The organism is Stenotrophomonas sp. MYb238, from assembly GCF_009496535.1.
In the GTDB taxonomy this organism is placed as follows: domain Bacteria; phylum Pseudomonadota; class Gammaproteobacteria; order Xanthomonadales; family Xanthomonadaceae; genus Stenotrophomonas.
Genome location: NZ_WIDL01000003.1, coordinates 207678 through 230768, shown reverse-complemented (window position 1 = coordinate 230768; position 23091 = coordinate 207678). Strand labels below are relative to the sequence as shown.

Below are 23091 nucleotides of genomic sequence, written 5' to 3'. Positions count from 1 at the left end.
CGCATGGCGCTGGGTTTGCCGCGGCCGGCGGATCGACAGACGGGATCGCTGAAGACGCCCGTCCTCAACCGGCGGCCTTCTCCGCCGCCCTGGCATGACGCTGTTCCAGCACCGCCACCGCATCGTCCAGCGACAGCCCGCGCGCGCGCAGCAGCACGATCAGGTGGAACAGCAGGTCGGCCGATTCGCCCAGCAGTTCGTCGTCGCGCTGGACCACGCCGGCCAGCGCCGTCTCCACGCCCTCCTCGCCCACTTTCTGCGCGATGTGGCGCGTGCCCTTCTCGAACAGTTTGGTGGTGTAGCTGTTGAGCGGGCGGTCGTGCTCGCGCTGCCGGACCAACGCGTCCAGCGCGCCCAGGAAATGCCCCGGCGCGTGACCGAAACAACTGGTGCTGCCGGTGTGGCAGGTCGGCCCGTGCGGGCGCACGCTGACCAGCAGCGTATCGGCGTCGCAGTCGGTACGCACCGCCACCAGTTCCAGGTGGTTGCCCGAGGTCTCGCCCTTGGTCCACAGGCGCTGCCGGCTGCGGCTGAAGAAGGTGACCTTGCCGCCCTGCAGCGTCCGCTCCAGCGCGGCGCGGTCCATGTAGCCGAGCATCAGCACGCGCAGCGTGGCCGCGTCCTGCACGACGGCCGGCATCAGCCCGCCGACCTTGTCCCAGTCCAGCGCGGCCGGGTCGAAGGCGTTTTCAGTAGACATCGCGTACCTCGATCTGTTGTGCGCGCAGGAAGCGCTTCAATTCCGCAATGGCGATGGCGCCGGAGTGGAATACGCTGGCCGCCAGCGCGCCGTCGACGTCGGCCTGCTCGAACACGTCGGCGAAATGCTGCGGCGTACCCGCGCCGCCGGAGGCGATCAGCGGCACGTGGCACAGGGCGCGGGCCTGGCGCAGCTGGACGATGTCGTAGCCCTTGCGCACGCCGTCGCTGTCCATGCAGTTGAGCACGATCTCGCCGGCGCCGCGCTGCTGCGCCTCGCGCAGCCAGTCCAGGGTGAGCCGCGCCTCGTCGCGGGTTTTCGCCGGGTCGCCGGTATAGGAACGTACCCGCCACTGCCCGTCGGGCTCGCGGATGGAGTCGATGCCGACCACCACGCATTGCTGGCCGAACGCCTCGGCCAGCTCGCCGATCAGCGCCGGCCGCTCCAGCGCCGGCGTGTTGATCGAGACCTTGTCGGCACCGGCGTTGAGGATGCCGCGCGCGGTCTCCACGTCGCGGATGCCGCCGGCCACGCAGAACGGGATGTCGATCAGGCGCGCGACGCGCTCGATCCAGGCGCGGTCCACCGAACGCCCCTCCGGGCTGGCGGAGATGTCGTAGAACACCAATTCGTCGGCGCCGGCGTCGCGATACCGCAGCGCCAGTTCGGCGATGTCGCCCATGTCGACGTGGTCGCGGAAACGCACGCCCTTGACCACGCGGCCCTCGCGCACGTCCAGGCAGGGAATGATGCGGCGGCTCAGCATGCCAGCGCCTCCTCCAGCCGCAGCCGGCCTTCGAGCAGCGCCTTGCCGAGCACCGCACCGGCGCAACCGGCCGCGCGGGCCGCGGCCACGTCGGCCACGTCGCGCACGCCGCCGGAGGCCTGCACCGCCACGCCGGGCAGCAGCCGCGACAGGTGCGCGTACAGGTCGAGATTGGGACCGGACAGCATGCCGTCGCGGGCGATGTCGGTGCACAGCAGATGCTTCATGCCCGCCTGCGCGTAGCGCACGGCGAGTTCGTCCAGGGTGGCGTCGGCGGTTTCGGTCCAGCCGTGTACCGGCAGGCGCCACACGCCATCGCCGCCCTGCCGCGTATCCAGCGCGATGGTCAGTCGCTCCGCGCCGAATTCCTCCAGCCAGGCCAGCACGCGTTCGGGTTCGCGCACCGCCAGCGAACCGATCACCACCCGGCGGGCGCCGGCGTCGAGGATGCGCGCCACGTCGTCGCGGCCGCGCACGCCGCCGCCGGTCTGCACGTCCAGCGAGGTGCTCGCCGCGATCCGCGCCAGCAGCGGCGACAGCGTATAGCCGCCGGCCTTGGCCGCGTCCAGGTCGACCAGGTGCATCCACCGCGCGCCGGCGGCGGCGAAGGCCTGCGCGCGCGGCAGCGGGTCGTCGCCATAGATGGTCTGCTGCGCGTAGTCGCCCTGCAGCAGGCGTACCACCTGCCCATCACGGATGTCGAGCGCGGGATAGACAACAAAGCTCATGAAAAGTCGTTCTCGATGAAGTTGCGCAGGATGCGCGCGCCGGGCCCGGCCGAACGTTCGGGGTGGAACTGCGCGCCGCACAGGCGGCCGCGCTGCACCACCGCGGTGAACAGGCCGCCGTGATCGCAGGCCGCCACCGTGTCGGAGGTGACCGGCGCGGCGTAGCTGTGCACGAAATAGGCGCTGGACCCGGCCGCAACGCCATCGAGCAGCGGCGATTCGCGCAGCGCCAGCAGCTTGTTCCAGCCCATGTGCGGCACGCGCACGCCCACTGCCGGATGCAGGCGGCGCACCACGCCCGGCAGCAGCCCCAGGCATTCCACCCCGCCCTCCTCCGAGCGCTCGAACAGCAGCTGCATGCCCAGGCAGATGCCGATCAACGGCACCTGCAGTCCGCGCAGCGGCTGCACCAGCCCCTGCGCGTGCAGCCGGCGCATGCCCTCGGCCGCGGCGCCGACGCCCGGCAGGATCACCCGCGACGCACCTTCCAGCTCGGAGGGTTCGCGCACCATGCGCACCGCCACGTCGAGCCGTTCCAGCGCATAACGCACCGAGCCGAGGTTGGCGCCGCCGGCGTCGATCAGGCCGACCGTGATCACAACGCGCCCTTGGTCGACGGCAGCTCGGTGCCCTCGCGGCGGATCGCCTGGCGCAACGCCCGCGCCAGCGCCTTGAAACAGGCCTCGACCTTGTGGTGGTCGTTGTCGCCCTCGACCTTGAGGTTGAGGTTCAGCCCGGCGGCGTCGCACAGCGAACGGAAGAAGTGCGGCACCAGTTCGGTCGGCATGTCGCCCACGCGCTCGCGCTTGAATCCGCCCTCGAACACGAAGTACGGGCGGCCGCTGAAATCCAGCGCGGCGCTGGCCAGGGTCTCGTCCATCGGCAGGGTGAAGCCGTAGCGGCCGATGCCGCGCTTGTCGCCCAGCGCCTCGCGCAGTGCCTGGCCCAGGGCCAGACCGGTGTCCTCGATGGTGTGGTGCTCGTCGATGTGTAGGTCGCCTTTGGCCTGGACTTCCAGCGCGAACCCGCCGTGGCGGCCGATCTGGTCGAGCATGTGGTCGAAGAACGGCAGGCCGGTATCGATCTTCGCCGCGGTCGCCTTGTCCAGGTCGACGGCCACGCGGATCTGCGTTTCCTTCGTATCACGCTGCACGACGGCGCGCCGCGGCGCATCGGCCAGTTCGTGGGCGATGCCGTCCCAGTCCCACTCGCCTCCGAACTGCGCGGTGCGCAGCTGGAAACCGCGGATCTTCATGTTGTCGGCGAACTGGATGTCGGTGGGCCGGTCGCCGACCATCGCCGAACGCGCCCAGTCGATATTCCGGTCCTGCAGGTACGGCAGCATCATGCCGATGCCCGGCTTGCGGCTGGGGCTGTTGTCGGCCGGCCAGCTCGGGTCGACCAGCACGTCGCGGAAGACGATGCCCTGGCTGGCGAAGATCTGCAGCATCAGGTCGTTGGGGCCGTCGAAACTTGCCTGCGGGTAGCTCTCGCTGCCCAGCCCGTCCTGGTTGGAGACGATGACGAACTGGTAGCCGGCGTCGCGCAGGCGCAGCATCGCCGGGATGACATTTTTCACGAAGCGGATCTTCTCGTAGGCGTCGATCTGGAAATCGGCCGGCTCCTCGATCAGGGTGCCGTCGCGGTCGACGAACAGGATGGGGGTCATGCGGCAGGCTCCAGGGTGGCAAGCACGCCCAGCACGCGCGCGTTCTGTTCGGGGGTGCCGAGGGTGATGCGCAGCGCGTCGTGCAGCTGCGCCGCGGCGCGCTGGTCGCGCACCACCACGCCGGCGGCCAGCAGGCGCTGGAACGCGGTTTCGGCATCGACGAAACGCACCAGCAGGAAGTTGGCATCGGAGGCGTAGACCCGGCGCACGCCGGGCAGTTCCGCCAGCGCGGCGCGCAGCCGCTCGCGCTCGGCGCGCACCAGGGCCACGCGCTCGCGCGTGCGCGCCAGCGCCGCCTCGTCCAGCCCGTCCATGGCCAGCGCCGAGCAGGGCGACGGGATCGGGTACGGCGCCTGGCAGCGGCGCAGCACCGCGATCAGGGCGGCGTCGGCGATCACGCAGCCGATGCGCGCGGCGGCCAGCGCATGCGCCTTGGACAGCGTGCGCAGCACGGCGATGTTGTCGTGGCGCGGCAGCAGGCTCACCGCCGAGGGTTCGTCGGCGAACTCGGCATAGGCCTCGTCCACCACCACCAGCGCCTGCCCGCGCAAGGCGGTAGCCACCTGTTCGACCTGCGCCAATGGGATGCCCAGGCCGCCGGGATTGGAGGGCGAACACAGGAACACCAGCCGCGCGTTGCCCTGCCGGGCGGTGGCGATGATGGCCTCGATGTCCGGCACCAGGCCCGCTTCCTCGTCGCGCAGCGGCACTTCCAGCGTCGCCGCGTTCTGCAGCCGCGCACTGACCGCGTACATGCCGAACACCGGCGGCGTGTACAGCACCGCGTCGCGGCCCGGCACGCACAGCGCGCGCACCAGCAGGTCGATGGCCTCGTCGCTGCCGCGTCCGATCAGCAACTGCCCGGACGTGCAGCCGTAGAGCTGGGCCAGCCGTTCGCGCAGGGCCTGCGGCTGCGGTTCGGGATAGCGCCGGCACGTGGCTGCCGCGTCGCCCGGATTGGCCCATGCCGATTCGTTGGCGTTGAGCCAGACCTCGCCCTCGATCTTCGCGCTGCGCGCGGAGGCGTAGCCGGCGAAACCGCGCAGGTCCTCGCGCACCAGGTCGAGCACGCCGCTCATGGCGCCGCTCCCAGCCGCAGCGCGACCGCGTTGGCGTGCGCGTCCAGCCCTTCGGCGCGGGCCATGACCAGGGCGCACGGGCCGATGCCGGCGATGCCCTCGGCGCTGGCCGCCTGCACGCTGATCTGGTTCTGGAAACTGGCCACGCTGACGCCGCTGTAGGCGCGCGCGGCGCCGGCGGTGGGCAGCACGTGGTTGGTGCCGGAGCAGTAGTCGCCCAGCGCTTCGGGCGTGTAGTCGCCGAGGAACACCGAGCCGGCGGCTTCGACATGATCCAGCCAGCGGCGCGGCTCGCGCAGCGCCAGGATCAGGTGCTCGGGCGCATAGCGGTTGGAAACGGCGAAGGCCTGCTCGATCGACGCCACCTTGATGAGCTGCGAAGCAGCCAGCGCCTGCCGCGCGATGTCCTGCCGCGCCAGCCGCGCCACCTGCGTTTCCACCTCGGCCTGCACCGCCGCGATCAACCCGGCATCGTCGCTGAGCAGGATCACCTGCGAATCCGGGCCATGCTCGGCCTGCGACAACAGGTCGGCGGCGACGAAGGCCGCAGTGGCGCCGGCATCGGCGATCACCAGCACCTCCGACGGACCTGCCGGCATGTCGATCGCCGCGGCGCCGGCCTGCGCCACCTGCTGCTTGGCTTCGGTGACGTAGCTGTTGCCCGGTCCGAACAGCTTGTCGCAGGACGGGACGGTTTCGGTGCCCCAGGCCATCGCCGCGATCGCCTGCGCGCCGCCGATCTTGTAGACCCGGTGCACGCCGGTCAGGCGCGCGGCCACCAGCACCGCCGGATCGGCCGTGCCGTCCCTGCGCGGCGGCGTGCACAGCACCACTTCGCGGCAACCGGCGAGCTTGGCCGGCACCCCCAGCATCAGCGCGGTCGAAGGCAGCGGCGCGCTGCCTGCCGGCACGTACAGGCCGACGCGGCCGATCGGGCGGATGATCTTTTCGCAGACCACGCCGGGCGCGGTTTCCACGCGGTACGGCTGGGCCATGCCGGCGCGGTGATAGGCGTCGATGCGGCCGGCCGCCTGCTGCAGGGCGATGCGCAGTTCGGCCGGCACCGCCAGTTCGGCGGCGGCGAACTCGGCCTCGCCCACCTCGAAGCGTTCCAGCGCCACGCCGTCGAAACGTGCGGTGATCTCGCGCAGGGCAGGATCGCCGACGCCGCGCACCTGTTCGATCAGCGCGGCTACCGATTCGCGGGTCTGCGCGGCCACGGCCTGTACCGGCCGGGTCAGCGCGCGCGCCTGCGCGTCGGCGTCCAGTGCGTTCCAGTCGAGGATGTTCATGCCAGCGACTTCTCCACCGCCAGCACCATCAGCCCCTGCGCGCCGGCGCGTTCGAGTTCCTCCAGCCGCTGCCAGCTCAACGCGCCGTTGCACATGGTCTGCAGGCGCACCGCCCCGCCATCGCCCGGCAGGCGCAGCAGCGGTTCGGCGTCGGGCAGCAGCCGCGCCAGTTCGTCCACGCGTTCCTCGGCGGCGGAGAACATCAGCAGCTTCCGGTCCTGCACCCGGGTCAATCCGTCCAGGCGGCGCAGCAGCATCGCCATCAGCCCGGCGCGGGCGTCGTCCAGTTCGTGCGCCGGCCCGGCCAGCACGGCCTCGCTTTCCAGCAGCGTTTCCACCGGCGTGAGCTGGTTGGCCGCGAGCGTGGCGCCGCTGGAAACCAGGTCGCAGATCAGGTCGGCGGTGCCGAGCTTGGGCGCGATCTCCACCGAGCCGGACAGCTCGACCACCTGCGCGTCCACGCCCTTGTCCTTCAGCCAGGCGGCGAGGATGGCCGGGTAGCTGGTGGCGATGCGCTTGCCGGCCAGCTGCGCCGGCCCCTGCCAGTCCCATTCCTCGGGTATGGCGATCATCAGCCGGCACTGGCCGAAGCCGAGGCCGCGCAGCGGCTGGTAGGCATCGGCCAGCCCCAGCTGGCGACGCGCGTTGGCCTGCTCGTCCAGTTCGTTGAGGCCGACCACGCCCAGGTCGCAGACGCCATCGGCGATCAGCCCCGGGATGTCGTCGTCGCGCACCAGCAGCAGGTCCACCGGCAGCGTCTCGCCGAAGCAGAACAGCTTGTCGCGGCTCTGCCGCCAGCTCAGTCCGCAGGCGGCCAGCAGGCTGCGCGCCGGGTCGGCCAGGCGGCCGCTCTTCTGGATGGCGATGCGCAGCCGGTCGCGGGCCGGCGCGGAGGTGGAAGCACTCATGGGTCTTGTCTCAGTTGGATTCGGTCTTGCGCGCGGACAGGCGCGCGATGGCGACGGCGTAACCGCCGGCGCCATGCTCGAGCGAGCGCGCGACCCGGCCGATGGTGGTCACGCTCACCCCGGTCAGGTCGTGGATCTCGCGGTACGGCACGCCCTTGCGCAGCAGCGGCACCACCCGCCAGCGGTCGGCCATGGCCTCCAGCTCGGCCGGGGTGCACAGGTCGCGCAGGAAGGCCTGCACGTCCTGCGGCCGTTCCAGCGCGGCGAACGCGCGCGCCAATGCCTTGAGGGATGCGTCGGAAGCCTTTTCGCGGTCGGAGTCGGGGCGGGTCTTCATACGTACCAATGTAATAGCGTGCTAGCACATTAATCCAAACCGGACAGCCCGGTCAAACATCCGGCCCGCGGCCGCCATCCGGACAAAAGAAAAGGCCCCGCGATGCGGGGCCTTCCGTAGCGGCGGCACCAGGCGCTCAGCGCGCCATGGCGCGGGCCTGCTCCAGCTCCACCCGCAGGGTGGACGCCAGTTCGTCGCGGGCGACCTCGAACTGCTGCTCGCGCAGCAGGTCCTTGACCGCGACCACCCCGCGCGCCAGTTCGTCCTCGCCGGCCAGCACCACGAAGCGGATGCCGGCCTTGGCCGCGTACTGGAACTGCTTGCCGACCTTCTTCGGCTCCATCTGCACTTCGGTGTTGATGCCGCCGGCGCGCAGGCGGCGGGCGATGTCCAGCGAGTGCGGCATCGCCTCCTCGTCCATCAGCGCCACCATCGCCTGCACGCTGCTCTCGGCGATGCCGTCGATCAGGCCGGCCTCGCGCAGCTGCCAGAACAGGCGGGTCAGGCCGATGGAGATGCCCACGCCCGGCAGCCGGCTCTTGGTGTAGTGGCTGGCCAGGTCCTCGTAGCGGCCGCCCGAGCAGATCGAGCCGATCTGCGGGTGGTCCAGCAGCGTGGTCTCGTAGACGGTGCCGGTGTAGTAGTCCAGGCCGCGGGCGATGGAGAAGTTCAGGCAGTACGCGCTTTCCGGCACGCCCAGCGCCCTGACCAGTTCCAGCACCTCGCGCAGTTCGGCGGCGCCGGTGCGCAGCGATTCGCTGGCGGCGGCGCCGGCGTCGGCCAGCACCGCGTCGATCTTCGCCAGCGCGTCGGCGTGCGACTGCGAACGCACCTCGACGAAGGCGAGGATGCGCTCCACCGCCGCGGCCGGCAGGCCGAAGTCGGGGCCGACCAGGGTCTGGCGCACGTAATCGGCGCCGCGCTTGTCGAGCTTGTCGACCTCGCGCAGCACCAGCGCCTGCTGCTGCGGGTCGGACACGCCCTGCGCCTCGAAGAAACCGCGCATCAGCTTGCGGTTGTTCAGCTGCACCGCGAAGCGGCCGATGCGCAGCTCGGAGAACACCGCGTGGATCACCGCCAGCACCTCGGCGTCGTAGCGGATGCTCAGCGCGTCCTTGCCGATCACGTCCACGTCGCACTGGTAGAACTCGCGGAAGCGGCCGCGCTGGGCGCGCTCGCCGCGGTAGACGCGCTGCATCTGGTAGCGGCGGAACGGGAAGGTCAGCTCGTGCTCGTGCTCGGCCACGTAGCGCGCCAGCGGCACGGTCAGGTCGAAGCGCAGCGCCATTTCCGGCAGCCCTTTCTCGCCCGACTCGGCGGCATTGGCCAGCGCGCCGGTGGACTGCACGAAATACACCTGCCGCTCGGTCTCGCCGCCGGACTTGGTCAGCAGCACGTCGGACAGCTCGAACACCGGGGTCTCCACCGGCAGGAACCCGAAGCGCTCGTAGTTGCGGCGGATGACGTCCAGCATGCGCTGGAACGCAATCTGCTCGCGCGGCAGCAATTCCATGATGCCGGGCGGGGTACGGGGCTTGATCACGGGCGAAACTCCTGCAAACGGTGGGGGTGAGCGGACGCCAATTCTAGCGCCACGCCGCCCGGCCGACCGCATGAAGTATCATGCGCGCACGTCCCCCGCCCCGAAGCCATGACCCGGCCCGTCCCCGGTTCCGAGCCAACCTCCGCATTGCCGACCGTTTCCGAGGGAAGCGGCGCGCGCGAGTGCCTGCAGTGTTCGGTGCGGCACCTGTCGGTGTGCTCGGCGCTGTCCTGCGACGAAGTGCAGGCGCTGGAGCAGATCACCCTGTCCATGCCGGTACCGATGGGAACCACCCTGGCCCGCAGCGGCGAGCCGCGCGCGCATGTGTTCACCGTGACCGAAGGCGCGCTGCGGCTGGTGCGCACGCTGTCCGACGGCCGCCGCCAGGTCAACGGCTTCGTGCTGCCCGGCGATTACGTGGGCCTGAGCGGCAGCGACCACCACCGCTACGACATCGAGGCCATCGCCGAGAGTCGCGTATGCCGCGTGTCGACCTCGCAGATGCGCGACCTGCGCCAGCGCTTCCCGCACCTGGAACGCAAGCTGCTGCAGCGCGCCTGCCAGGAACTGGATGCGGCCCAGGACAACGCCCTGGCGCTGGCGCGGCTGCAGCCGCCGGAACGGCTGGCCGATTTCCTGCTGCGCCTGGCCGCGCGCGAGGCGATGCAGGGCCAGGTCGGCAACCGCGTGGCACTGCCGATGGGCCGCGGCGACATCGCCGACCACCTCGGCCTGACCATGGAAACGGTCAGCCGCACCTTCACCAAGCTGCGCCAGCAGGGCCTGATCGCGCTGCCGCACCTGAACGTGGTCGAGATCCTCGACTTCGCCGGCCTGCAGAAGCTGGCCAACGACGACCTGGGCTGAGCGCCGGCCCTGCGTTTGACTCTCCCGTACCGGCCCTGCAAGCTGGCCACGACCGCCGCGACACCGCCGGCGGCAGACCCGGGAGGCCTCATGTCGCGCGCCATCGCCGCACTGCTCTCCATCGCCATCGGCATCGGTTTCGTGCTGCTGGTCCTCTACGCCTGGCCGCTGATCGCCGCGCACAACACGGTTCCGGTGCGGCTCGCGCAGGCCGGGCTGTCCGGCACCGCCTGGTATGGCGCGACGCTGCTGCAGGACTTCGCGATCAACCTGCTGCTCGCCCTGCCCGCCGCCTGGCTGCTGCGGCGGCTGGGACGCGACCGGCTCCGCTTCCATTGCGCGCTGGCGACCCTGGTGTTCGCCACCGCCTTTACCGCCGCGGCGGGCCTGCCGATGTTCTCGGCCAGCGGCTTCATCGTCGCGGGCTGGCTGCTGATGCTGGCCGCACTGCCGGTGGCGACCTGGCTGCTCAGCCTGTCCGGGCGCGGCAACAGGCGCGACCGCTCCGGCGACCTACCCCGCCCACGCACCGCCTAGCCGCGGACGCCGGCCTGGCGCCGTTTTGACCAGACCGGCGCCGACGCCCGCCGGCACTGGCCCGGCGGGTACTTGTCCACAGGCTTTCCTCGCCGCGTTCCACATCCGCTGTGGACAACGCGGCCGCGGCGCTCAGCCCAGCAGGGTGTCGCGCAGCGCCGCGTACTCCGGCGCGCACGGCTCGGCATGGGCCGGGCGCCGCAGCAGTTCCGCCAGCGCCGGCGGCACCGGTACCTCGCGGCCGATCAGCGGCTCGACCACCGTCTCGAACTTGGCCGGGTGGGCGGTCGCCGCCACCGCCCAGTGCTCGTGCGCGGCGGCCTCGCCGCTGGCGCGGAGCTGCTCCAGCACCCGTACCGCGGTGGCGGTGTGCGGGCAGAACACTTCGCCGTGCCGCTGGTGGCGCGTGGCGATGGTGTCGCGGATGGCGTCGTCGTCCACCGCACGCGAGAGGAACTGCGCGCGCAGCACCGCGTCGTCGCCGGCATGCAGCCAGCGCAGCCGCTCGAAGTTGCTGGGGGCGCCCACGTCCATCGCGTTGGCGAGCGTGGCCACGCTGGTGCGGGCCTGGTACTGGCCGCCGGCGAAATAGTCCGGCAATACGCGGTTGGCGTTCGTGGCCAGCACGATCCGCCCCAGCGGCACGCCGAGCGCGCGCGCCATGACCGCCGCCATCGCGTTGCCGAGATTGCCGGTGGGAACGACGAGGTTCAGCAGCGAGCCGTGCGCGGCATGGTGGGTCAGCGCCGCGTGCGCGTAGTAGCTCATCTGCGGCAGCAGGCGGCCGAGGCTGATGCTGTTGGCCGAACTCAACGGCACCTGCGCCTGCAGGCCGGTATCGTTCAATGCCTGCTTGACCATGGCCTGGCAGTCGTCGAACGAACCGGCCACGCGCAGCGCGCGGATGTTGCCGCCCAGGCAGCCCAGCTGGTGCGCCTGCCGCGGCGACACGCGCCCATCCGGGTACAGCACCACCACCTCCAGGTTGGGCTGGTTGTGGAAGGCGGCGGCCACGGCCGCGCCGGTGTCGCCGGAAGTCGCCACCACAATCGTCAACGGGCGCTCCTGCCCCGCGCGCAGCCGCGACAGGCTGGCGGCGAGGAAACGCGCGCCGAAATCCTTGAACGCCGCCGTCGGGCCATGGAACAGCTCCAGCACGTGGTCGTTGCGGGTGGCCAGGCGCCGCAGCGGCGCGGGGAAGTCGAAGGCTTCGGCGCAGATCCGCGGCAGTTCCGCTTCCAGGCCGTCGCCGGCGAAGAACGGCTGCAGCAGCGTCGCCGCGGTATCGGCCAGCGCGTCGCCCGCCTGCAGGGCGCGGGCCGGCGGCATCTGCTGCGGCACATACAGGCCGCCGTCGGGTGCGAGGCCGGCGGCGATGGCCTGGCTGAGCGTGGCGGCGGGGGCGGTGTTGCGGGTGGAGATGAAGTGCATGGCGAAGGGTTCCGGATGGGACTGTTTTTGCGGGGCACCGTGTTCTGTCCTTCTCCCTCCGGGAGATGGCCCGGCAGGATCGCCGGAATCCGCCCGAAGCGGGAAGTACAAGGTGCTCGGAAGGGGCGGATGAAAGTACGGACGAAACCTTGCAGTACCGCGCTGCACGCGGCTCCGCCCGTACCCTCACCCCTCTCCCGATGGGAGAGGGGCTTCAGGTCTTCAAAGCAAGTGCGCGCCCGGGCTGTCCAGCGCGGTGACCCAGCTCTGGCTGCCGAAGCCCGCGGCGGCGAAAGCAGCTTGCACCTTCGGCGCCGCGGCCTCCGCCGCTTCGCGCGTCTCGAACCACGCGAACACGCTGGGCCCGGCGCCGGAAATGCTCGCGCCCATCGCACCGGCATCCAGCGCAGCCTGCTTGGCGGCGTCGAAGCCACCGATCAGCGGCGCGCGGCGCGGTTCGACCAGCACATCGCGCAGGCCGGCGCGCACCAGCCCGGCATCGCCGGCATGGCAGCCGGCCAGCACCAGCGCCAGGTGGGTGCTCTGCGCGACGAACTCCTTCAGTTCGTAGCTGCCCTGCAGGGCGGCGCGGGCGCGGCGGGTTTCCAGCAGCGCGTCCGGGTGCACCAGCAGGCTGTGCCACTGCCCGGACACGGGCACCGGCACCAGCCGCTCCAGCGTGGACAGCACCAGCCCGCCGAGGAACATCGGCCCGAGGTTGTCGCCATGGCGGCTGCCGCTGGCCACCGCCTCGCCTTCCAGCGAATGCAGGTAAAGCTCCTCGCGGCTCAATGGCGCATCCAGCAGGGCATTGGCCGCGACCAGTGCGGCCACGCACGAGGCGGCCGAGCCGCCCATGCCGGAGCTGAGCGGTATGCCCTTGTCGATCTCGATCTCGAAGCCGAACGGCAGCGCCAGCGCCTGGCGCAGCGCGATCAGCGCCGCGCCGGCGGTGTTGCCGGCCGCCTCCTTCGGCAGTTCCGCGGTGGTGCCGCGGATCGCCGCGATGCGCACACCCGGCTCATCGATGTCGGGCGCCTCGATGCGCCGCACCGTCACCGTATCGCCGACGCCGGCCACGGCGTAGCCGAGCAGATCGAACCCGACCGCCACGTTCGCCACCGACGCCGGCGCGAAGGCACGCGCCTCGCGCCGCCCGCCACCCTGCTGCATTGCCTGCCCGCTCACAGTCGCGCTCCCTCCCCCGCGGCCACCCGCAGCACGTCGGCGAACACGCCGGCGGCCGTCACTTCCGGGCCGGCGCCCGGCCCCTGCACCACCAGCGGATTGTCGCAGTAGCGGCGGGTGGTGAACTGCACCACGTTGTCGGTCAGGCGCAGGTTGGCGAAGGCGTGGTCGCCGGGCAGTTCGACCAGGCCGACCGTGGGCCGCTGCCCCGGCTCGAAGCGCGCGACATAGCGCAGCACGTTGCCGCGCGCGCGCGCGTCGGCCAGGCGCTGGCCGAAACCGGCATCGACCTCGTGCAGGCGCGCCATGAAGTCGTCCACGCTGCCCTGCTGCAGCGCCTCGGGCACCAGGCCTTCGATCGCCACGTCCTCCAGGCTGAGCGCATGGCCGGCCTCGCGCGCCAGGATCACCAGCTTGCGCGCCACGTCCACGCCGGACAGGTCGTCGCGCGGGTCCGGTTCGGTGTAGCCCATCGCCCGCGCCTGCGCGACCAGCTGCGAGAACGGCGCGCTGCCGTCGTACTTGTTGAACAGCCACGCCAGCGTGCCGGAGAAGATGCCGGCGATCGCGGTGACCTCGTCGCCGGTATCGACCAGGTCGCGCAGCGTGGTGATGACCGGCAGCCCGGCACCCACCGTGGCCTCGTAGCGGAAGCGCGCGCCGGTGGCGGCGGCGGCCTCGCCGATGGCCTGGTAGCGCGCCAGCGGCCCGGAGCCGGCCTGCTTGTTGGGCGTGACCACATGGATGCCGGCGGCGAGCCAGTCCGCATAGCGGTCGGCCACGTCCGGGCTGCCGCTGCAGTCGATGATCAAGGTATGCGGCAGGCGCGCGGACAGCAGGTGCTCGGTGAAGCGGTCCAGGTCGGCCGGCTGCGCGGCGGCCTCGAACGCGGCCTTCCAGTCGCCCTGCATGCCGCGCGTCTCCAGCAGCATGCGGTTGCGCGACAGCACCGCGCGCAGGCGCAGGTCCAGCCGTGCCCGCGCCAGCAGCTGCGGCTGGGCGATGCGCAGTTGTTCCAGCAGCGCGGCGCCGACGTTGCCCGGGCCGATCACGCCGACCGAGAAGGTCTGCGGCGACAGCCAGAACCCGGCATGCGCGGCGCGCAGCGCCTTGGTGGCGTCGCGGGTGTCGATGGCCACCGAGATGTTGCGTTCGGACGAGCCCTGCGCGATGGCCAGGATGTTGACCTGCGCCCGCCCCAGCGCCTCGAACAGGCGCGCGGCCACGCCCGGCTGGCCGGCCATGCCGTCGCCCACCGCGGCCAGCACGCTCACGCCCTCGGTCAGCTGCACGCGCTGCACCTGGCCGGCGGCCAGCTCGTGCGAGAACGCCTGCACCAGCGCATCGCGCGCGTGCGCCGCCTCGGCCTGGCGCACCACGCAGCAGATCGAATGCTCGGACGATCCCTGCGAGATCATCACCACCGACACGTGCGCGTTGCGCAGCGCCGCGAACACGCGCTCGGCGGTGCCCGGCACGCCGATCAGGCCGGTGCCCTCGACGTTCAGCACCGCCAGCTCCGGGCTGAGCGTCAGCCCCTTGATCGGCCCGCTGCCGGCGCTGGCCGCGGTGATGCGGGTGCCGGGGTGCTGCGGCTGGAAGGTGTTGCGGATGATGATCGGCAGGCCGCGTTCGATCGCCGGCGACATGGTCTGCGGGTGCACCACCTTGGCGCCGAAATAGGCCAGTTCGCAGGCCTCGTCGTAGCTGAGCGCCTCCAGCTGCACCGCCTCGGGCACCACGCGCGGATCGGCCGAGAGCACGCCGTCCACGTCGGTCCAGATGTGCAGTTCGTCGGCGGCGAACAGCGCGGCGAAGATCGCGCCGGAAAAATCGCTGCCGTTGCGGCCGAGGGTGGTGATGTTGCCCTTGCGGTCGCGGGCCACGAAGCCGGTCACCACCAGCCGCCGCGCCGGATGCGACTGCCGCCACAGCGCCAGCTTGGCCGCGCTGGCCTTCCAGTCCACGTCCACGCCGAGTTCGCCGTGGTCGACCACCAGCACCTCGCGCGCGTCCAGCACGTCGGCGTCCTCGCCCAGCGCCTGCAGGTGGTGGCCGAGCAGGTGCGCGGAGAACACCTCGCCCAGGCCCTGCACGCGGTCCAGCACTTCCCGCGGCAGTTCGCCGATGACCGCCAGCGCGGCGAGGATCTCGCGCAGGCGGTTGAAGCGCGCGTCCAGCCACTCGATGGTCGGGCCGGCGTTCTCGGCCAGCAGCGCCACCGCCGCCGCGCGGTGGCGGGCGCGCAGTTCGTGCCAGCGCTCGTCCCAGGCCGCATCGGCGGCGGCGGCCAGGCGGGCCAGGTCGATCAGCGCATCGGTCACGCCCTTCATCGCCGAGACCACGGTGACCTGCACGTCCTCCTCGCGCGCCAGCAGCAGCTGCGCCACGTGGCGGTAGCGGTCGGCATCGGCCACCGAGGTGCCGCCGAACTTGTGGACGACGGTACGGACGGCGGCGTCCGCGGCGGGAGCGAGGGGTGAAGCGGCAACTGGCGACATCGGATGAACCTCGGCTGGAGGCCCCGACACGCATCAGGATGGGAGCCCCCGCATCCTGATCCGGGTGCGGGGCCGTGGTTTTCGGAAACTACGCGAAGACGACGGGCCGCACCGGGCGAGTGGTGACGGTAATGGTGGTGGTAATGGACACGCGCGCGCCGATGCCCGGCAGCGCGCCTGCAGGCGGCGGGGCGATGGCGAAGAGAGACGACGGCGTGTTCATGCGGTCAAGAGGACACCAGCGGTGAATGCGCTGTCAAGTGTTGCAACGCAAAAGATCACCTGCGGCCATCGTCGGCGAACCTGCCGGCATCGGTTGCAAATGTCATCAACGCCCATCATCGCCCATCTATCGCGCAAGCATCAGCGAAAACGCCATTTCGCATGCCTGCAAGCGACGCAGACAGCAGCCCTTCGATACGCCGCGAACAGTCCGAGGCGCAGGACCGGCAAATGGCGGAACAGGAAAGAACTGCGCGGAACGCGTGCCGGAAAGCGGCGATCAGTGGGGAGCGACCGCCTCGGCAGCGGGCCGGTGCGCGGCCGCGCTCAGTACCACGCCGGCGAGCAGGCAGCCCGCGGCCAGCAGTTCCAGCGGCAGCGGCCAGCGCTGCTGCCAGAGGAAGCCGTAGAGCAGGCCGAACAGCGTCTCGAACACGATCATCTGCCCGCCCAGGGTGAGCGGCAGCGCCCGGCTGGCGCGGTTCCAGCAGGCATTGCCAAGGATCGAGGCCAGCACCGCCACCGCCGCGGCGATCAGCCAGAACTGCCCCCACGCGGCCGCCGGGCGCCCCTCCCCGCCGCAGGCGAACGCGACCGGCGCCAGCAGCAGCGCCAGGGCGCCGGTGGCCACGCCGGTCAGCAGCGACCAGTCGTGCCCGGATACCTCCGGGCAGCGCGCCAGCCAGCGCGTATTGCCCACCGAGTACACCGTCCACGACAGCAGCGCACCGACCGCGCACAGCAGGCCGACCAGGCGCTGCCCGGCGCCGGTGTGCACATGCGAGGACGCCATCGCCGCCCATCCCATCAGCACCACGCCGGCCACGCACAGGGCCAGTGCCGGCGCCAGCTTCGACAATGGCACCGCGCCCGGCTCGCGCGAGGCGGTGACCGCCACCAGCACCGGCACCATGCCGACGATCAGCGACGCCGCGGCGCCGCCGCTCCACTGCACCGAAATGGACAGCAGCACGTAATAGAGCAGGTTGCCGAGCAGGCTGAGCCAGGCCAGCGCGCCCCATTCGGCGCGGCCGATGCGCGAACGCAGCGCCGGCCAGCGCGGCACCAGCAGCACCAGCGCGATGGCGCCGTAGACCAGGTAGCGCGCGGCCGCCAGCTGCAACGGCGCGAATCCGGCCAGCATGGCCGGGGCCAGGAACACCACGCCCCACAGCGCCCCGGAGGCCACGCCGTTGGCGATCCCGACACTCATCGAACGACTCACGCCTGCCGCACCTGCCGTGGAGAAGGGCGCGCAGTGTAGGCGCCGCCCCGGCGCAGCGTCTTGACCCAGGCTACTGCCCCGCCCGCCACTGCCGCGGCGTGCGCCCGCTCTCCCGGCGCAGCGCCCGGGTGAAGGCGCTCTGCTCCGAATATCCGGCGCGCTGGGCGATGTCGCTGATGCTGGCGTCGCTGCCCAGCAGTTGCCGCTTGGCCCAGCGCAGGCGCGCGGCGCTCACCCAGGCCTGCGGCGCAAGACCGAACTCGCGCGCGAACAGCGCGTGCAGGCGGCTGCCACTGACGCCGGCCACGGCCGCCATGCGCGCCACCGACCAGTCCAGGCCCGGCGCCGAGGCCACGGCCATGCACAGCGCCTGCAATCGCGCGCCGCTGCCCGCCGGCGCGAAATGCCGCAGCAGGCGCGGCAGCGGATCGGCCTCCAGGCCGTTGCCCGGCAGTCCCTGCAGGCGCCGGCGCATGTCCGCCGGCACAGCCAGCCAGGGCCTGCGGTACAGATGGTCCAGGGTGTCGTCGTCGAGCACGCCTGCCGGGCAATCGACGATCAGGCAGCAGTGCTCGCCCAGCGCCTCCAAGTCGTGGGTCTGGCCGGGCGCGACGAACGCGCCCTGCAACCGGTCCAGGTGGCCGCCGGCGCCGCCCACTTCGAACTGCAGCTCGCCGCGCACCGGCAGCACCCATTGCGCGTAGTCGTGGCACTCCAGCCCGGTGGGCCCGAGATAACGGCGCAGATGGGGGGTGCTGGCGGACATGGAGGCAGCCTGCGCAGGAGGCGGCCGGCCCCGCAACCGGGGCGCCGCGGGACGGAGATTCGCAGCGACGAAGGATGGCGGCCCCGACACGATTCGAACGTGCGACCTGTCCCTTAGGAGGGGACCGCTCTATCCAGCTGAGCTACGGGGCCTGCGGACGCGTATTGTGACATGCCGCCGCACCGTCGGGCAGCCACCGGTGCCGAGAAGCGGCGCCGGCTCTGCTAAAATCGCGCTTCTGCATGCCGCACCCCACCGCTGCCAGCGGCTGCGCCCCCCAACGCAAAGCAATCAGGAGATTTCATGTCCTTCGAAATGCTCAAGGCGCTCGGCCTCGACGCTTCCAACGCTGGCACCTATATGGGCAATGGGCAGTGGTCCGCCGCCACCGGCGCGGGCGTGCTCAAGCCGAAGAACCCGACCACCGGCGAGGTGATCGCCGAGGTCCAGGCCACCACCGAGGCCGATTACGAAACCATCGTCGCCCGCGCCCAGGAAGCCTACAAGGTGTGGCGCACCACGCCGGCACCGCGCCGCGGCGAAGCCGTGCGCCTGTGCGGCGAGGCGCTGCGCCGGCACAAGGACGCGCTGGGCTCGCTGGTCGCGCTGGAGATGGGCAAGTCCAAGCCCGAAGGCGACGGCGAAGTGCAGGAGATGATCGACATCGCCGACTTCGCGCTGGGCCAGAGCCGCATGCTGTACGGCTACACCATGCACTCCGAGCGCCCCGGCCACCGCATGTACGAGCAGTACCACCCGCTGGGTCTGGTCGGCATCATCTCGGCCTTCAACTTCCCGGTCGCGGTGTGGAGCTGGAACGCGTTCCTGGCCGCGATCTGCGGCGACGTGTGCATCTGGAAGCCGTCCAACAAGACCCCGCTCACCGCCATCGCCACGATGAAGATCTGCAACGAGGCGCTGAAGGAAGGCGGCTTCCCGGACATCTTCTTCCTGATCAACGACGCCGGCACCGCACTGTCGGAAAAGCTGGTCGACGACAAGCGCGTGCCGCTGATCTCCTTCACCGGCTCGACCCAGATCGGCCGCGTCGTCAACGAGCGCGTCGCCCGCCGCCTGGGCCGCTGCCTGCTGGAGCTGGGCGGCAACAACGCCATCATCCTGGACGAGACCGCCGACCAGAAGCTGGCCGTGCCGGGCATCGTGTTCGGCGCCGTCGGCACCGCCGGCCAGCGCTGCACCACCACCCGCCGCCTGATCGTGCACGAATCGATCTACGACAACGTGCTGGCCACCCTGGTCAAGGCCTACAAGCAGGTCGAAGGCAAGATCGGCGACCCGACCGATCCGGCCAACCTGATGGGCCCGCTGAACAGCCCCGAGGCGGTGCAGCAGTTCCTGGCCTCGATCGAGAAGGCCAAGGCCGCCGGCGGCACCATCGAGACCGGCGGCACCGCCATCGACCGTCCGGGCAACTTCGTGCTGCCGGCGATCGTCACCGGGCTGAAGAACACCGATGAAATCGTGCAGCACGAGACCTTCGCGCCGATCCTGTACGTGATGAAGTACACGACCCTGGACGAAGCCATCGACATGCAGAACGGCGTGCCGCAGGGCCTGTCCTCGTCGATCTTCACCACCAACCTGAAGTCGGCCGAGAAGTTCCTGTCGGCCGCCGGCAGCGACTGCGGCATCGCCAACGTCAACATCGGCACCTCCGGCGCCGAGATCGGCGGTGCGTTCGGCGGCGAGAAGGAAACCGGCGGCGGCCGCGAGTCCGGTTCGGACGCGTGGAAGGTCTACATGCGCCGCCAGACCAACACCATCAACTACTCCGATTCGCTGCCGCTGGCCCAGGGCATCAAGTTCGACCTGTAACGGCTTTCCCTTTCCCCTCCGGGATGGCGACGCGGCAGGACCGCCGCGTCGCACGGCGAAGCCGCCCGAAGGGGAGGCACAGGGATGTGCCGGATGAAGGCGTCCCGCAGGGGCGGATGAAGGCAAGGGTGAAGCCGGGCGCGGTGAATACCGCCGGGCTTCGCTCCCTTCCCTCTCCCCACCCGCGCTCCGGCCCACGCCGCGCTGGCGTGGGCACTCCAAGGCACGCGCGCCCATGGCGCGCAGGCCGCGCCCTCCCGCCCCACGGGGAGAGATCCTCTCCACCCACGACGGAGTCCCACGATGAGCATCCCCGCACCACGACAGACCAGCAACTATGCCGTGATCGCCCTGGTCGCCGGCATCCTCGGCTGGACCCTGCTGCCGTTCCTGGGCAGCATCGGCGGCATCATCTTCGGCCACATGGCGCGCGGCCAGATCCGCCGCAGCAACGGCCAGCTCGACGGCGACGGCCTGGCCATCACCGGCCTGGTGCTGGGCTGGGTGTCGGTGGCGATGTGGGTGCTCTGCATCCTCGCCTTCGTCCTGTTCTTCGGCGGTCTGGCCTGGCTGGCCGCGCTGAACTCCTGAGACCGGCGTGCACACCGATCCGACCGAACGTTTCAGCAACCGGGTGGCGGACTACGTACGCTACCGCCCCGGCTACCCGCCGGCGCTGCTGCACTGGTTGCATCACGACATCGGCGTGCCGGCCACCACCCCGGTAGCCGACATCGGCGCTGGCACCGGCATTTCCACCCGTATGTTCCTCGACGCCGGGCATCCGGTGGTCGCGGTCGAACCCAACGCCGCGATGCGCCAGGCCGCCGAGCGCTGGCTGGCGCACGACCACCCGCAGCTGAGTTTCGCCGCCGGCACCGCCGAAGCCACCACGCTGGCCGATGCCAGCATCGGCCTGATCAGCGTCGCCCAGGCCTTCCACTGGTTCGACACCGACGCGGTGCGGCCGGAATGGCGGCGCATCCTGCAGCCGGGCGGCATGGCGCTGGTGTACTGGAACTCGCGCCTGCTCGATGTCTCGCCGTTCCTGTCCGGCTACGAACAGCTGCTGCAGGACTACGGCACCGATTACAACGCGGTGGCCGAGCGCTACCAGGACGACGCGACGATGCGCGCCTGGTTCGGTTACGGCCTGCGCGGCATGGTCCAGCTGCCGAATACGCAGCACCTGGACTTCGACGGCCTGCGCGGCCGCCTCCTTTCCTCCTCCTATGCGCCGCAGGCCGGCGATCGGCGGCATGCGCCGATGCTGGAGGCCCTGCGCGCCCTGTTCGACGCCCATGCGGTGGACGGACGGGTCGCCTTCGAATACCGAACCCGTGCCTTCATCGGCACGCTGGACTGAAACAGCATGTACCCGCTTGCCCGCCCCTTCCTGTTCGCACTCGACGCCGAACGCGCCCATGGCCTGACGCTGTCCGCGCTGGAACTGGCCTGGCGCACCGGCACCACGCCGCTGATCGCGGCGCGGCCGGCGCCGATGCCGACCGCGGCGTTCGGCCTGGACTTCCCCAACCCGGTCGGGCTGGCGGCGGGGCTGGACAAGAACGGCGAGCACATCGACGCGCTGTTCGGCCTGGGCTTCGGTTTCGTCGAGATCGGCACCGTCACTCCGCGCCCGCAGGCCGGCAACCCGAAGCCGCGCCTGTTCCGGCTGCCGCGGCACGCGGCCATCATCAACCGCATGGGCTTCAACAACGCCGGCGTCGACGCGCTGGTGCGCAACGTCGAGCGCAGCCGCCAGCGCACCGGCCCGCTGGGCATCAACATCGGCAAGAACAAGGACACGCCCAACGAGGACGCGCTGTCCGACTACCTGGCCTGCATGGAGAAGGTGTACCCGCTGGCCGACTACATCACCGTCAACATCTCCTCGCCCAACACCGCCGGCCTGCGCGAACTGCAGGAAGAGCAGGCGCTGCGGCGGCTGGTCGGCGGCCTGCGCGAGGCGCAGGAACGCCTGGCCGCCCAGCATGGTCGGCGCGTGCCGATGCTGGTCAAGGTCGCCCCCGACCTGAGCGACCGCGACATCGAGGCGGCCGCGCGCGTGCTGGGCGAGCTGGAAGTGGACGGCGTGATCGCCACCAACACCACCGTCGGCCGCGAGGGCGTCGAGCGCGACCCGCGCGCCGCCGAGACCGGCGGCCTGTCCGGCGCGCCATTGCTGGGCCAGTCCACCCTGGTGCTGCGCCGTCTGCGCGCGCGCCTGCCCGAACGCATCCCGCTGATCGGCGTGGGCGGCATCCAGTCCGGCGCCGACGCGGTGGCGAAGATGTCCGCCGGCGCGACCCTGGTGCAGTGCTACAGCGGTCTGATCTTCCGCGGCCCGGCGCTGATTGGGGAATGCGTGGACGCCATCCGCCGCCGCCGCGAGGCCCCGTCCCGAGGCGCCGTCGCTCCGCTATGACAACCGCTGCACCCTGGTCGCTGACCGAAAACGCCCCGCTGCATTCCCTCAACACCTTCCACGTCGCCGCCCGCGCGCCGCGCCTGCTGCGCGTGAGCGATGCGGCCGCGCTGCCCGAGGCGCTGGCCGCGGTGGCGCCGTCGCCGCTGCTGGTGCTGGGCAGCGGCAGCAACGTGCTGCTCGCCGCCGATCCGGAAGGCACCGTGCTGTGCTTCGACAACCGCGAGATCGACATCCTCGAGCACCGCGCCGACCATGCCGTGGTCCGCGCCGGCGCCGGCGTGGTCTGGCACGAGCTGGTGATGTGGTCGCTGGCCCAGGGCCTGTCCGGGCTGGAGAACCTGGCGCTGATCCCCGGTACCGTCGGCGCCGCACCGATCCAGAACATCGGCGCCTACGGTGCCCAGGTCGGCGAATTCATCCAGGCCGTCGAGGCCTGGGACACGGTGCAGCGCGAATGGGTGCAACTGGACCAGGCGGCCTGCCGCTTCGGCTACCGCGACAGCCTGTTCAAGCACGAGCCGGACCGCTACCTGATCACCGCGGTGCAGCTGCGCCTGCCGCTGCTGCACGAACTGCGCCTGGACTACGCCGGCATCCGCGAGGAACTGCAGGCCATGGGCGTGGAGCTGCCGGCGGCTACCGACGTGGCCAACGCGGTCATCGCCATCCGCCGCCGCAAGCTGCCCGACCCGGATGTGCTCGGCAACGCCGGCAGTTTCTTCAAGAACCCGATGCTGCCGCGCGAGCAGGCCGAGGTGCTGTCGCTGCAGCATCCGCAGCTGCCCGTGTTCCCCGGCGACGGCGACGGCAGCCGCAAGCTGTCGGCGGCGTGGATGATCCAGGCCTGCGGCTGGAAGGGCCGGCGCGAGGGCGATGCCGGCGTGTCGCCGGACCATGCGCTGGTGCTGGTCAACCACGGCAACGCCAGCGGCGCCGAACTGCTGGCCTTCGCCCGCCGCATCTCCGCCTCGGTGCTGGAAACCTTCGGCGTGCCGATCGAACCCGAACCGCGGCTGGTCGGCGCGCGCTGGTGAACGCCGCCGCGGCCACCGCCTCCCCTGCCCC

At 71.3% G+C, this 23091-nt stretch carries 23 protein-coding genes and 1 tRNA gene; 7 read left to right on the top strand and 17 right to left on the bottom strand.

Annotation, left to right across the window (positions count from 1 at the left end; translation table 11 throughout):
• Window positions 1–64: 64 nt before the first annotated feature.
• The 10 genes from hisIE to hisS all read right to left on the bottom strand — a co-directional run bounded on the left by hisIE (window position 65) and on the right by hisS (window position 9022).
• Entirely contained in the window at window positions 65–700 is a 636-nt protein-coding gene (gene hisIE, locus CQ393_RS03705) for a bifunctional phosphoribosyl-AMP cyclohydrolase/phosphoribosyl-ATP diphosphatase HisIE (RefSeq protein WP_153190269.1), read from the bottom strand.
• Complete coding sequence (gene hisF / locus CQ393_RS03700; RefSeq protein WP_153190268.1) at window positions 690–1466, bottom strand: imidazole glycerol phosphate synthase subunit HisF; 777 nt, start codon at window positions 1464–1466, stop codon at window positions 690–692. The genes hisIE and hisF overlap by 11 nt, the downstream gene beginning before the upstream one ends.
• Window positions 1460–2194: a 1-(5-phosphoribosyl)-5-[(5-phosphoribosylamino)methylideneamino]imidazole-4-carboxamide isomerase gene (hisA, locus tag CQ393_RS03695; RefSeq protein WP_153190267.1), complete on the bottom strand. Its 735-nt coding sequence runs from the start codon at window positions 2192–2194 to the stop codon at window positions 1460–1462. Before hisA ends, hisF begins: the two co-directional genes overlap by 7 nt.
• A complete protein-coding gene (gene hisH, locus CQ393_RS03690; protein WP_343199492.1) occupies window positions 2191–2793 on the bottom strand; it encodes an imidazole glycerol phosphate synthase subunit HisH in 603 nt (200 codons plus the stop codon). Before hisH ends, hisA begins: the two co-directional genes overlap by 4 nt.
• Window positions 2790–3863, bottom strand: a complete 1074-nt coding sequence (gene hisB, locus CQ393_RS03685; RefSeq protein WP_153190266.1) for a bifunctional histidinol-phosphatase/imidazoleglycerol-phosphate dehydratase HisB — start codon at window positions 3861–3863, stop codon at window positions 2790–2792. The genes hisH and hisB overlap by 4 nt, the downstream gene beginning before the upstream one ends.
• A complete protein-coding gene (gene hisC, locus CQ393_RS03680) occupies window positions 3860–4942 on the bottom strand; it encodes a histidinol-phosphate transaminase (protein WP_153190265.1) in 1083 nt (360 codons plus the stop codon). Before hisC ends, hisB begins: the two co-directional genes overlap by 4 nt.
• Window positions 4939–6234: a histidinol dehydrogenase gene (hisD, locus tag CQ393_RS03675; protein WP_153190264.1), complete on the bottom strand. Its 1296-nt coding sequence runs from the start codon at window positions 6232–6234 to the stop codon at window positions 4939–4941. Before hisD ends, hisC begins: the two co-directional genes overlap by 4 nt.
• Window positions 6231–7142: an ATP phosphoribosyltransferase gene (gene hisG, locus CQ393_RS03670; RefSeq protein WP_153190263.1), complete on the bottom strand. Its 912-nt coding sequence runs from the start codon at window positions 7140–7142 to the stop codon at window positions 6231–6233. The genes hisD and hisG overlap by 4 nt, the downstream gene beginning before the upstream one ends.
• A 10-nt stretch (window positions 7143–7152) precedes the next feature.
• Window positions 7153–7479 carry a YerC/YecD family TrpR-related protein gene (locus tag CQ393_RS03665; RefSeq protein ID WP_153190262.1) on the bottom strand — a complete coding sequence of 109 codons (327 nt, stop codon included), beginning with the start codon at window positions 7477–7479 and terminating at the stop codon, window positions 7153–7155.
• Between the two features lie 136 nt (window positions 7480–7615).
• A complete protein-coding gene (gene hisS, locus CQ393_RS03660) occupies window positions 7616–9022 on the bottom strand; it encodes a histidine--tRNA ligase (protein ID WP_343199491.1) in 1407 nt (468 codons plus the stop codon).
• Between the two features lie 108 nt (window positions 9023–9130).
• Between hisS and CQ393_RS03655 the strand changes: the two genes are divergently transcribed.
• Both CQ393_RS03655 and CQ393_RS03650 read left to right on the top strand, forming a co-directional pair.
• Window positions 9131–9889, top strand: a complete 759-nt coding sequence (locus CQ393_RS03655; protein WP_153190260.1) for a helix-turn-helix domain-containing protein — start codon at window positions 9131–9133, stop codon at window positions 9887–9889.
• Window positions 9890–9979: 90 nt separating this feature from the next.
• Window positions 9980–10426, top strand: coding sequence for a hypothetical protein (locus tag CQ393_RS03650; RefSeq protein WP_153190259.1), 447 nt, complete (start codon window positions 9980–9982; stop codon window positions 10424–10426).
• Between the two features lie 132 nt (window positions 10427–10558).
• Here the strand turns inward: CQ393_RS03650 and thrC are convergent, their stop codons facing one another.
• The 7 genes from thrC to CQ393_RS03620 all read right to left on the bottom strand — a co-directional run bounded on the left by thrC (window position 10559) and on the right by CQ393_RS03620 (window position 17911).
• Window positions 10559–11857, bottom strand: a complete 1299-nt coding sequence (gene thrC / locus CQ393_RS03645; RefSeq protein ID WP_153190258.1) for a threonine synthase — start codon at window positions 11855–11857, stop codon at window positions 10559–10561.
• Window positions 11858–12079: 222 nt separating this feature from the next.
• A complete protein-coding gene (locus tag CQ393_RS03640) occupies window positions 12080–13030 on the bottom strand; it encodes a homoserine kinase (protein WP_153190298.1) in 951 nt (316 codons plus the stop codon).
• Between the two features lie 11 nt (window positions 13031–13041).
• Window positions 13042–15546 carry a bifunctional aspartate kinase/homoserine dehydrogenase I gene (gene thrA / locus CQ393_RS03635; RefSeq protein ID WP_153190257.1) on the bottom strand — a complete coding sequence of 835 codons (2505 nt, stop codon included), beginning with the start codon at window positions 15544–15546 and terminating at the stop codon, window positions 13042–13044.
• 88 nt (window positions 15547–15634) lie between these two features.
• Window positions 15635–15769, bottom strand: a complete 135-nt coding sequence (locus CQ393_RS18340) for a hypothetical protein (protein WP_265588064.1) — start codon at window positions 15767–15769, stop codon at window positions 15635–15637.
• A 279-nt stretch (window positions 15770–16048) separates the two neighbouring features.
• Window positions 16049–16981 carry a DMT family transporter gene (locus CQ393_RS03630; protein WP_153190256.1) on the bottom strand — a complete coding sequence of 311 codons (933 nt, stop codon included), beginning with the start codon at window positions 16979–16981 and terminating at the stop codon, window positions 16049–16051.
• A gap of 82 nt (window positions 16982–17063) precedes the next feature.
• The gene (locus CQ393_RS03625; protein WP_153190255.1) at window positions 17064–17759 is read right to left on the bottom strand and encodes an AraC family transcriptional regulator; all 696 of its coding nucleotides are present in this window, start codon (window positions 17757–17759) and stop codon (window positions 17064–17066) included.
• 75 nt (window positions 17760–17834) lie between these two features.
• Window positions 17835–17911 (bottom strand) — tRNA-Arg (locus CQ393_RS03620).
• Window positions 17912–18062: 151 nt separating this feature from the next.
• Between CQ393_RS03620 and CQ393_RS03615 the strand changes: the two genes are divergently transcribed.
• From CQ393_RS03615 to murB, 5 genes are all read left to right on the top strand, one after another.
• The gene (locus CQ393_RS03615; RefSeq protein ID WP_153190254.1) at window positions 18063–19595 is read left to right on the top strand and encodes an aldehyde dehydrogenase family protein; all 1533 of its coding nucleotides are present in this window, start codon (window positions 18063–18065) and stop codon (window positions 19593–19595) included.
• Window positions 19596–19898: 303 nt separating this feature from the next.
• Window positions 19899–20186, top strand: a complete 288-nt coding sequence (locus CQ393_RS03610) for a DUF4190 domain-containing protein (RefSeq protein ID WP_153190253.1) — start codon at window positions 19899–19901, stop codon at window positions 20184–20186.
• Window positions 20187–20193: 7 nt separating this feature from the next.
• The gene (locus CQ393_RS03605; protein ID WP_343199490.1) at window positions 20194–20961 is read left to right on the top strand and encodes a class I SAM-dependent methyltransferase; all 768 of its coding nucleotides are present in this window, start codon (window positions 20194–20196) and stop codon (window positions 20959–20961) included.
• 6 nt (window positions 20962–20967) lie between these two features.
• Window positions 20968–22023, top strand: coding sequence for a quinone-dependent dihydroorotate dehydrogenase (locus tag CQ393_RS03600; RefSeq protein WP_153190252.1), 1056 nt, complete (start codon window positions 20968–20970; stop codon window positions 22021–22023).
• Window positions 22020–23060, top strand: a complete 1041-nt coding sequence (gene murB, locus CQ393_RS03595; protein ID WP_153190251.1) for a UDP-N-acetylmuramate dehydrogenase — start codon at window positions 22020–22022, stop codon at window positions 23058–23060. The genes CQ393_RS03600 and murB overlap by 4 nt, the downstream gene beginning before the upstream one ends.
• The last annotated feature ends 31 nt before the right edge of the window (window positions 23061–23091 follow it).

What these genes read in the sequence shown, in the direction of transcription:
- CQ393_RS03610 (WP_153190253.1), top strand. Translation starts at nt 19,899, where the DNA reads ATGAGCATCCCCGCACCACGACAGACCAGCAACTATGCCGTGATCGCC.
- CQ393_RS03625 (WP_153190255.1), bottom strand. Translation starts at nt 17,759, where the DNA reads ATGTCCGCCAGCACCCCCCATCTGCGCCGTTATCTCGGGCCCACCGGG.
- CQ393_RS03600 (WP_153190252.1), top strand. Translation starts at nt 20,968, where the DNA reads ATGTACCCGCTTGCCCGCCCCTTCCTGTTCGCACTCGACGCCGAACGC.
- CQ393_RS03665 (WP_153190262.1), bottom strand. Translation starts at nt 7,479, where the DNA reads ATGAAGACCCGCCCCGACTCCGACCGCGAAAAGGCTTCCGACGCATCC.
- CQ393_RS03655 (WP_153190260.1), top strand. Translation starts at nt 9,131, where the DNA reads ATGACCCGGCCCGTCCCCGGTTCCGAGCCAACCTCCGCATTGCCGACC.
- hisB (WP_153190266.1), bottom strand. Translation starts at nt 3,863, where the DNA reads ATGACCCCCATCCTGTTCGTCGACCGCGACGGCACCCTGATCGAGGAG.
- CQ393_RS03630 (WP_153190256.1), bottom strand. Translation starts at nt 16,981, where the DNA reads ATGAGTGTCGGGATCGCCAACGGCGTGGCCTCCGGGGCGCTGTGGGGC.
- CQ393_RS18340 (WP_265588064.1), bottom strand. Translation starts at nt 15,769, where the DNA reads ATGAACACGCCGTCGTCTCTCTTCGCCATCGCCCCGCCGCCTGCAGGC.
- hisC (WP_153190265.1), bottom strand. Translation starts at nt 4,942, where the DNA reads ATGAGCGGCGTGCTCGACCTGGTGCGCGAGGACCTGCGCGGTTTCGCC.
- hisIE (WP_153190269.1), bottom strand. Translation starts at nt 700, where the DNA reads ATGTCTACTGAAAACGCCTTCGACCCGGCCGCGCTGGACTGGGACAAG.
- murB (WP_153190251.1), top strand. Translation starts at nt 22,020, where the DNA reads ATGACAACCGCTGCACCCTGGTCGCTGACCGAAAACGCCCCGCTGCAT.
- hisA (WP_153190267.1), bottom strand. Translation starts at nt 2,194, where the DNA reads ATGAGCTTTGTTGTCTATCCCGCGCTCGACATCCGTGATGGGCAGGTG.
- CQ393_RS03650 (WP_153190259.1), top strand. Translation starts at nt 9,980, where the DNA reads ATGTCGCGCGCCATCGCCGCACTGCTCTCCATCGCCATCGGCATCGGT.
- CQ393_RS03640 (WP_153190298.1), bottom strand. Translation starts at nt 13,030, where the DNA reads ATGCAGCAGGGTGGCGGGCGGCGCGAGGCGCGTGCCTTCGCGCCGGCG.
- hisF (WP_153190268.1), bottom strand. Translation starts at nt 1,466, where the DNA reads ATGCTGAGCCGCCGCATCATTCCCTGCCTGGACGTGCGCGAGGGCCGC.
- hisG (WP_153190263.1), bottom strand. Translation starts at nt 7,142, where the DNA reads ATGAGTGCTTCCACCTCCGCGCCGGCCCGCGACCGGCTGCGCATCGCC.
- thrA (WP_153190257.1), bottom strand. Translation starts at nt 15,546, where the DNA reads ATGTCGCCAGTTGCCGCTTCACCCCTCGCTCCCGCCGCGGACGCCGCC.
- thrC (WP_153190258.1), bottom strand. Translation starts at nt 11,857, where the DNA reads ATGCACTTCATCTCCACCCGCAACACCGCCCCCGCCGCCACGCTCAGC.
- hisD (WP_153190264.1), bottom strand. Translation starts at nt 6,234, where the DNA reads ATGAACATCCTCGACTGGAACGCACTGGACGCCGACGCGCAGGCGCGC.
- CQ393_RS03615 (WP_153190254.1), top strand. Translation starts at nt 18,063, where the DNA reads ATGTCCTTCGAAATGCTCAAGGCGCTCGGCCTCGACGCTTCCAACGCT.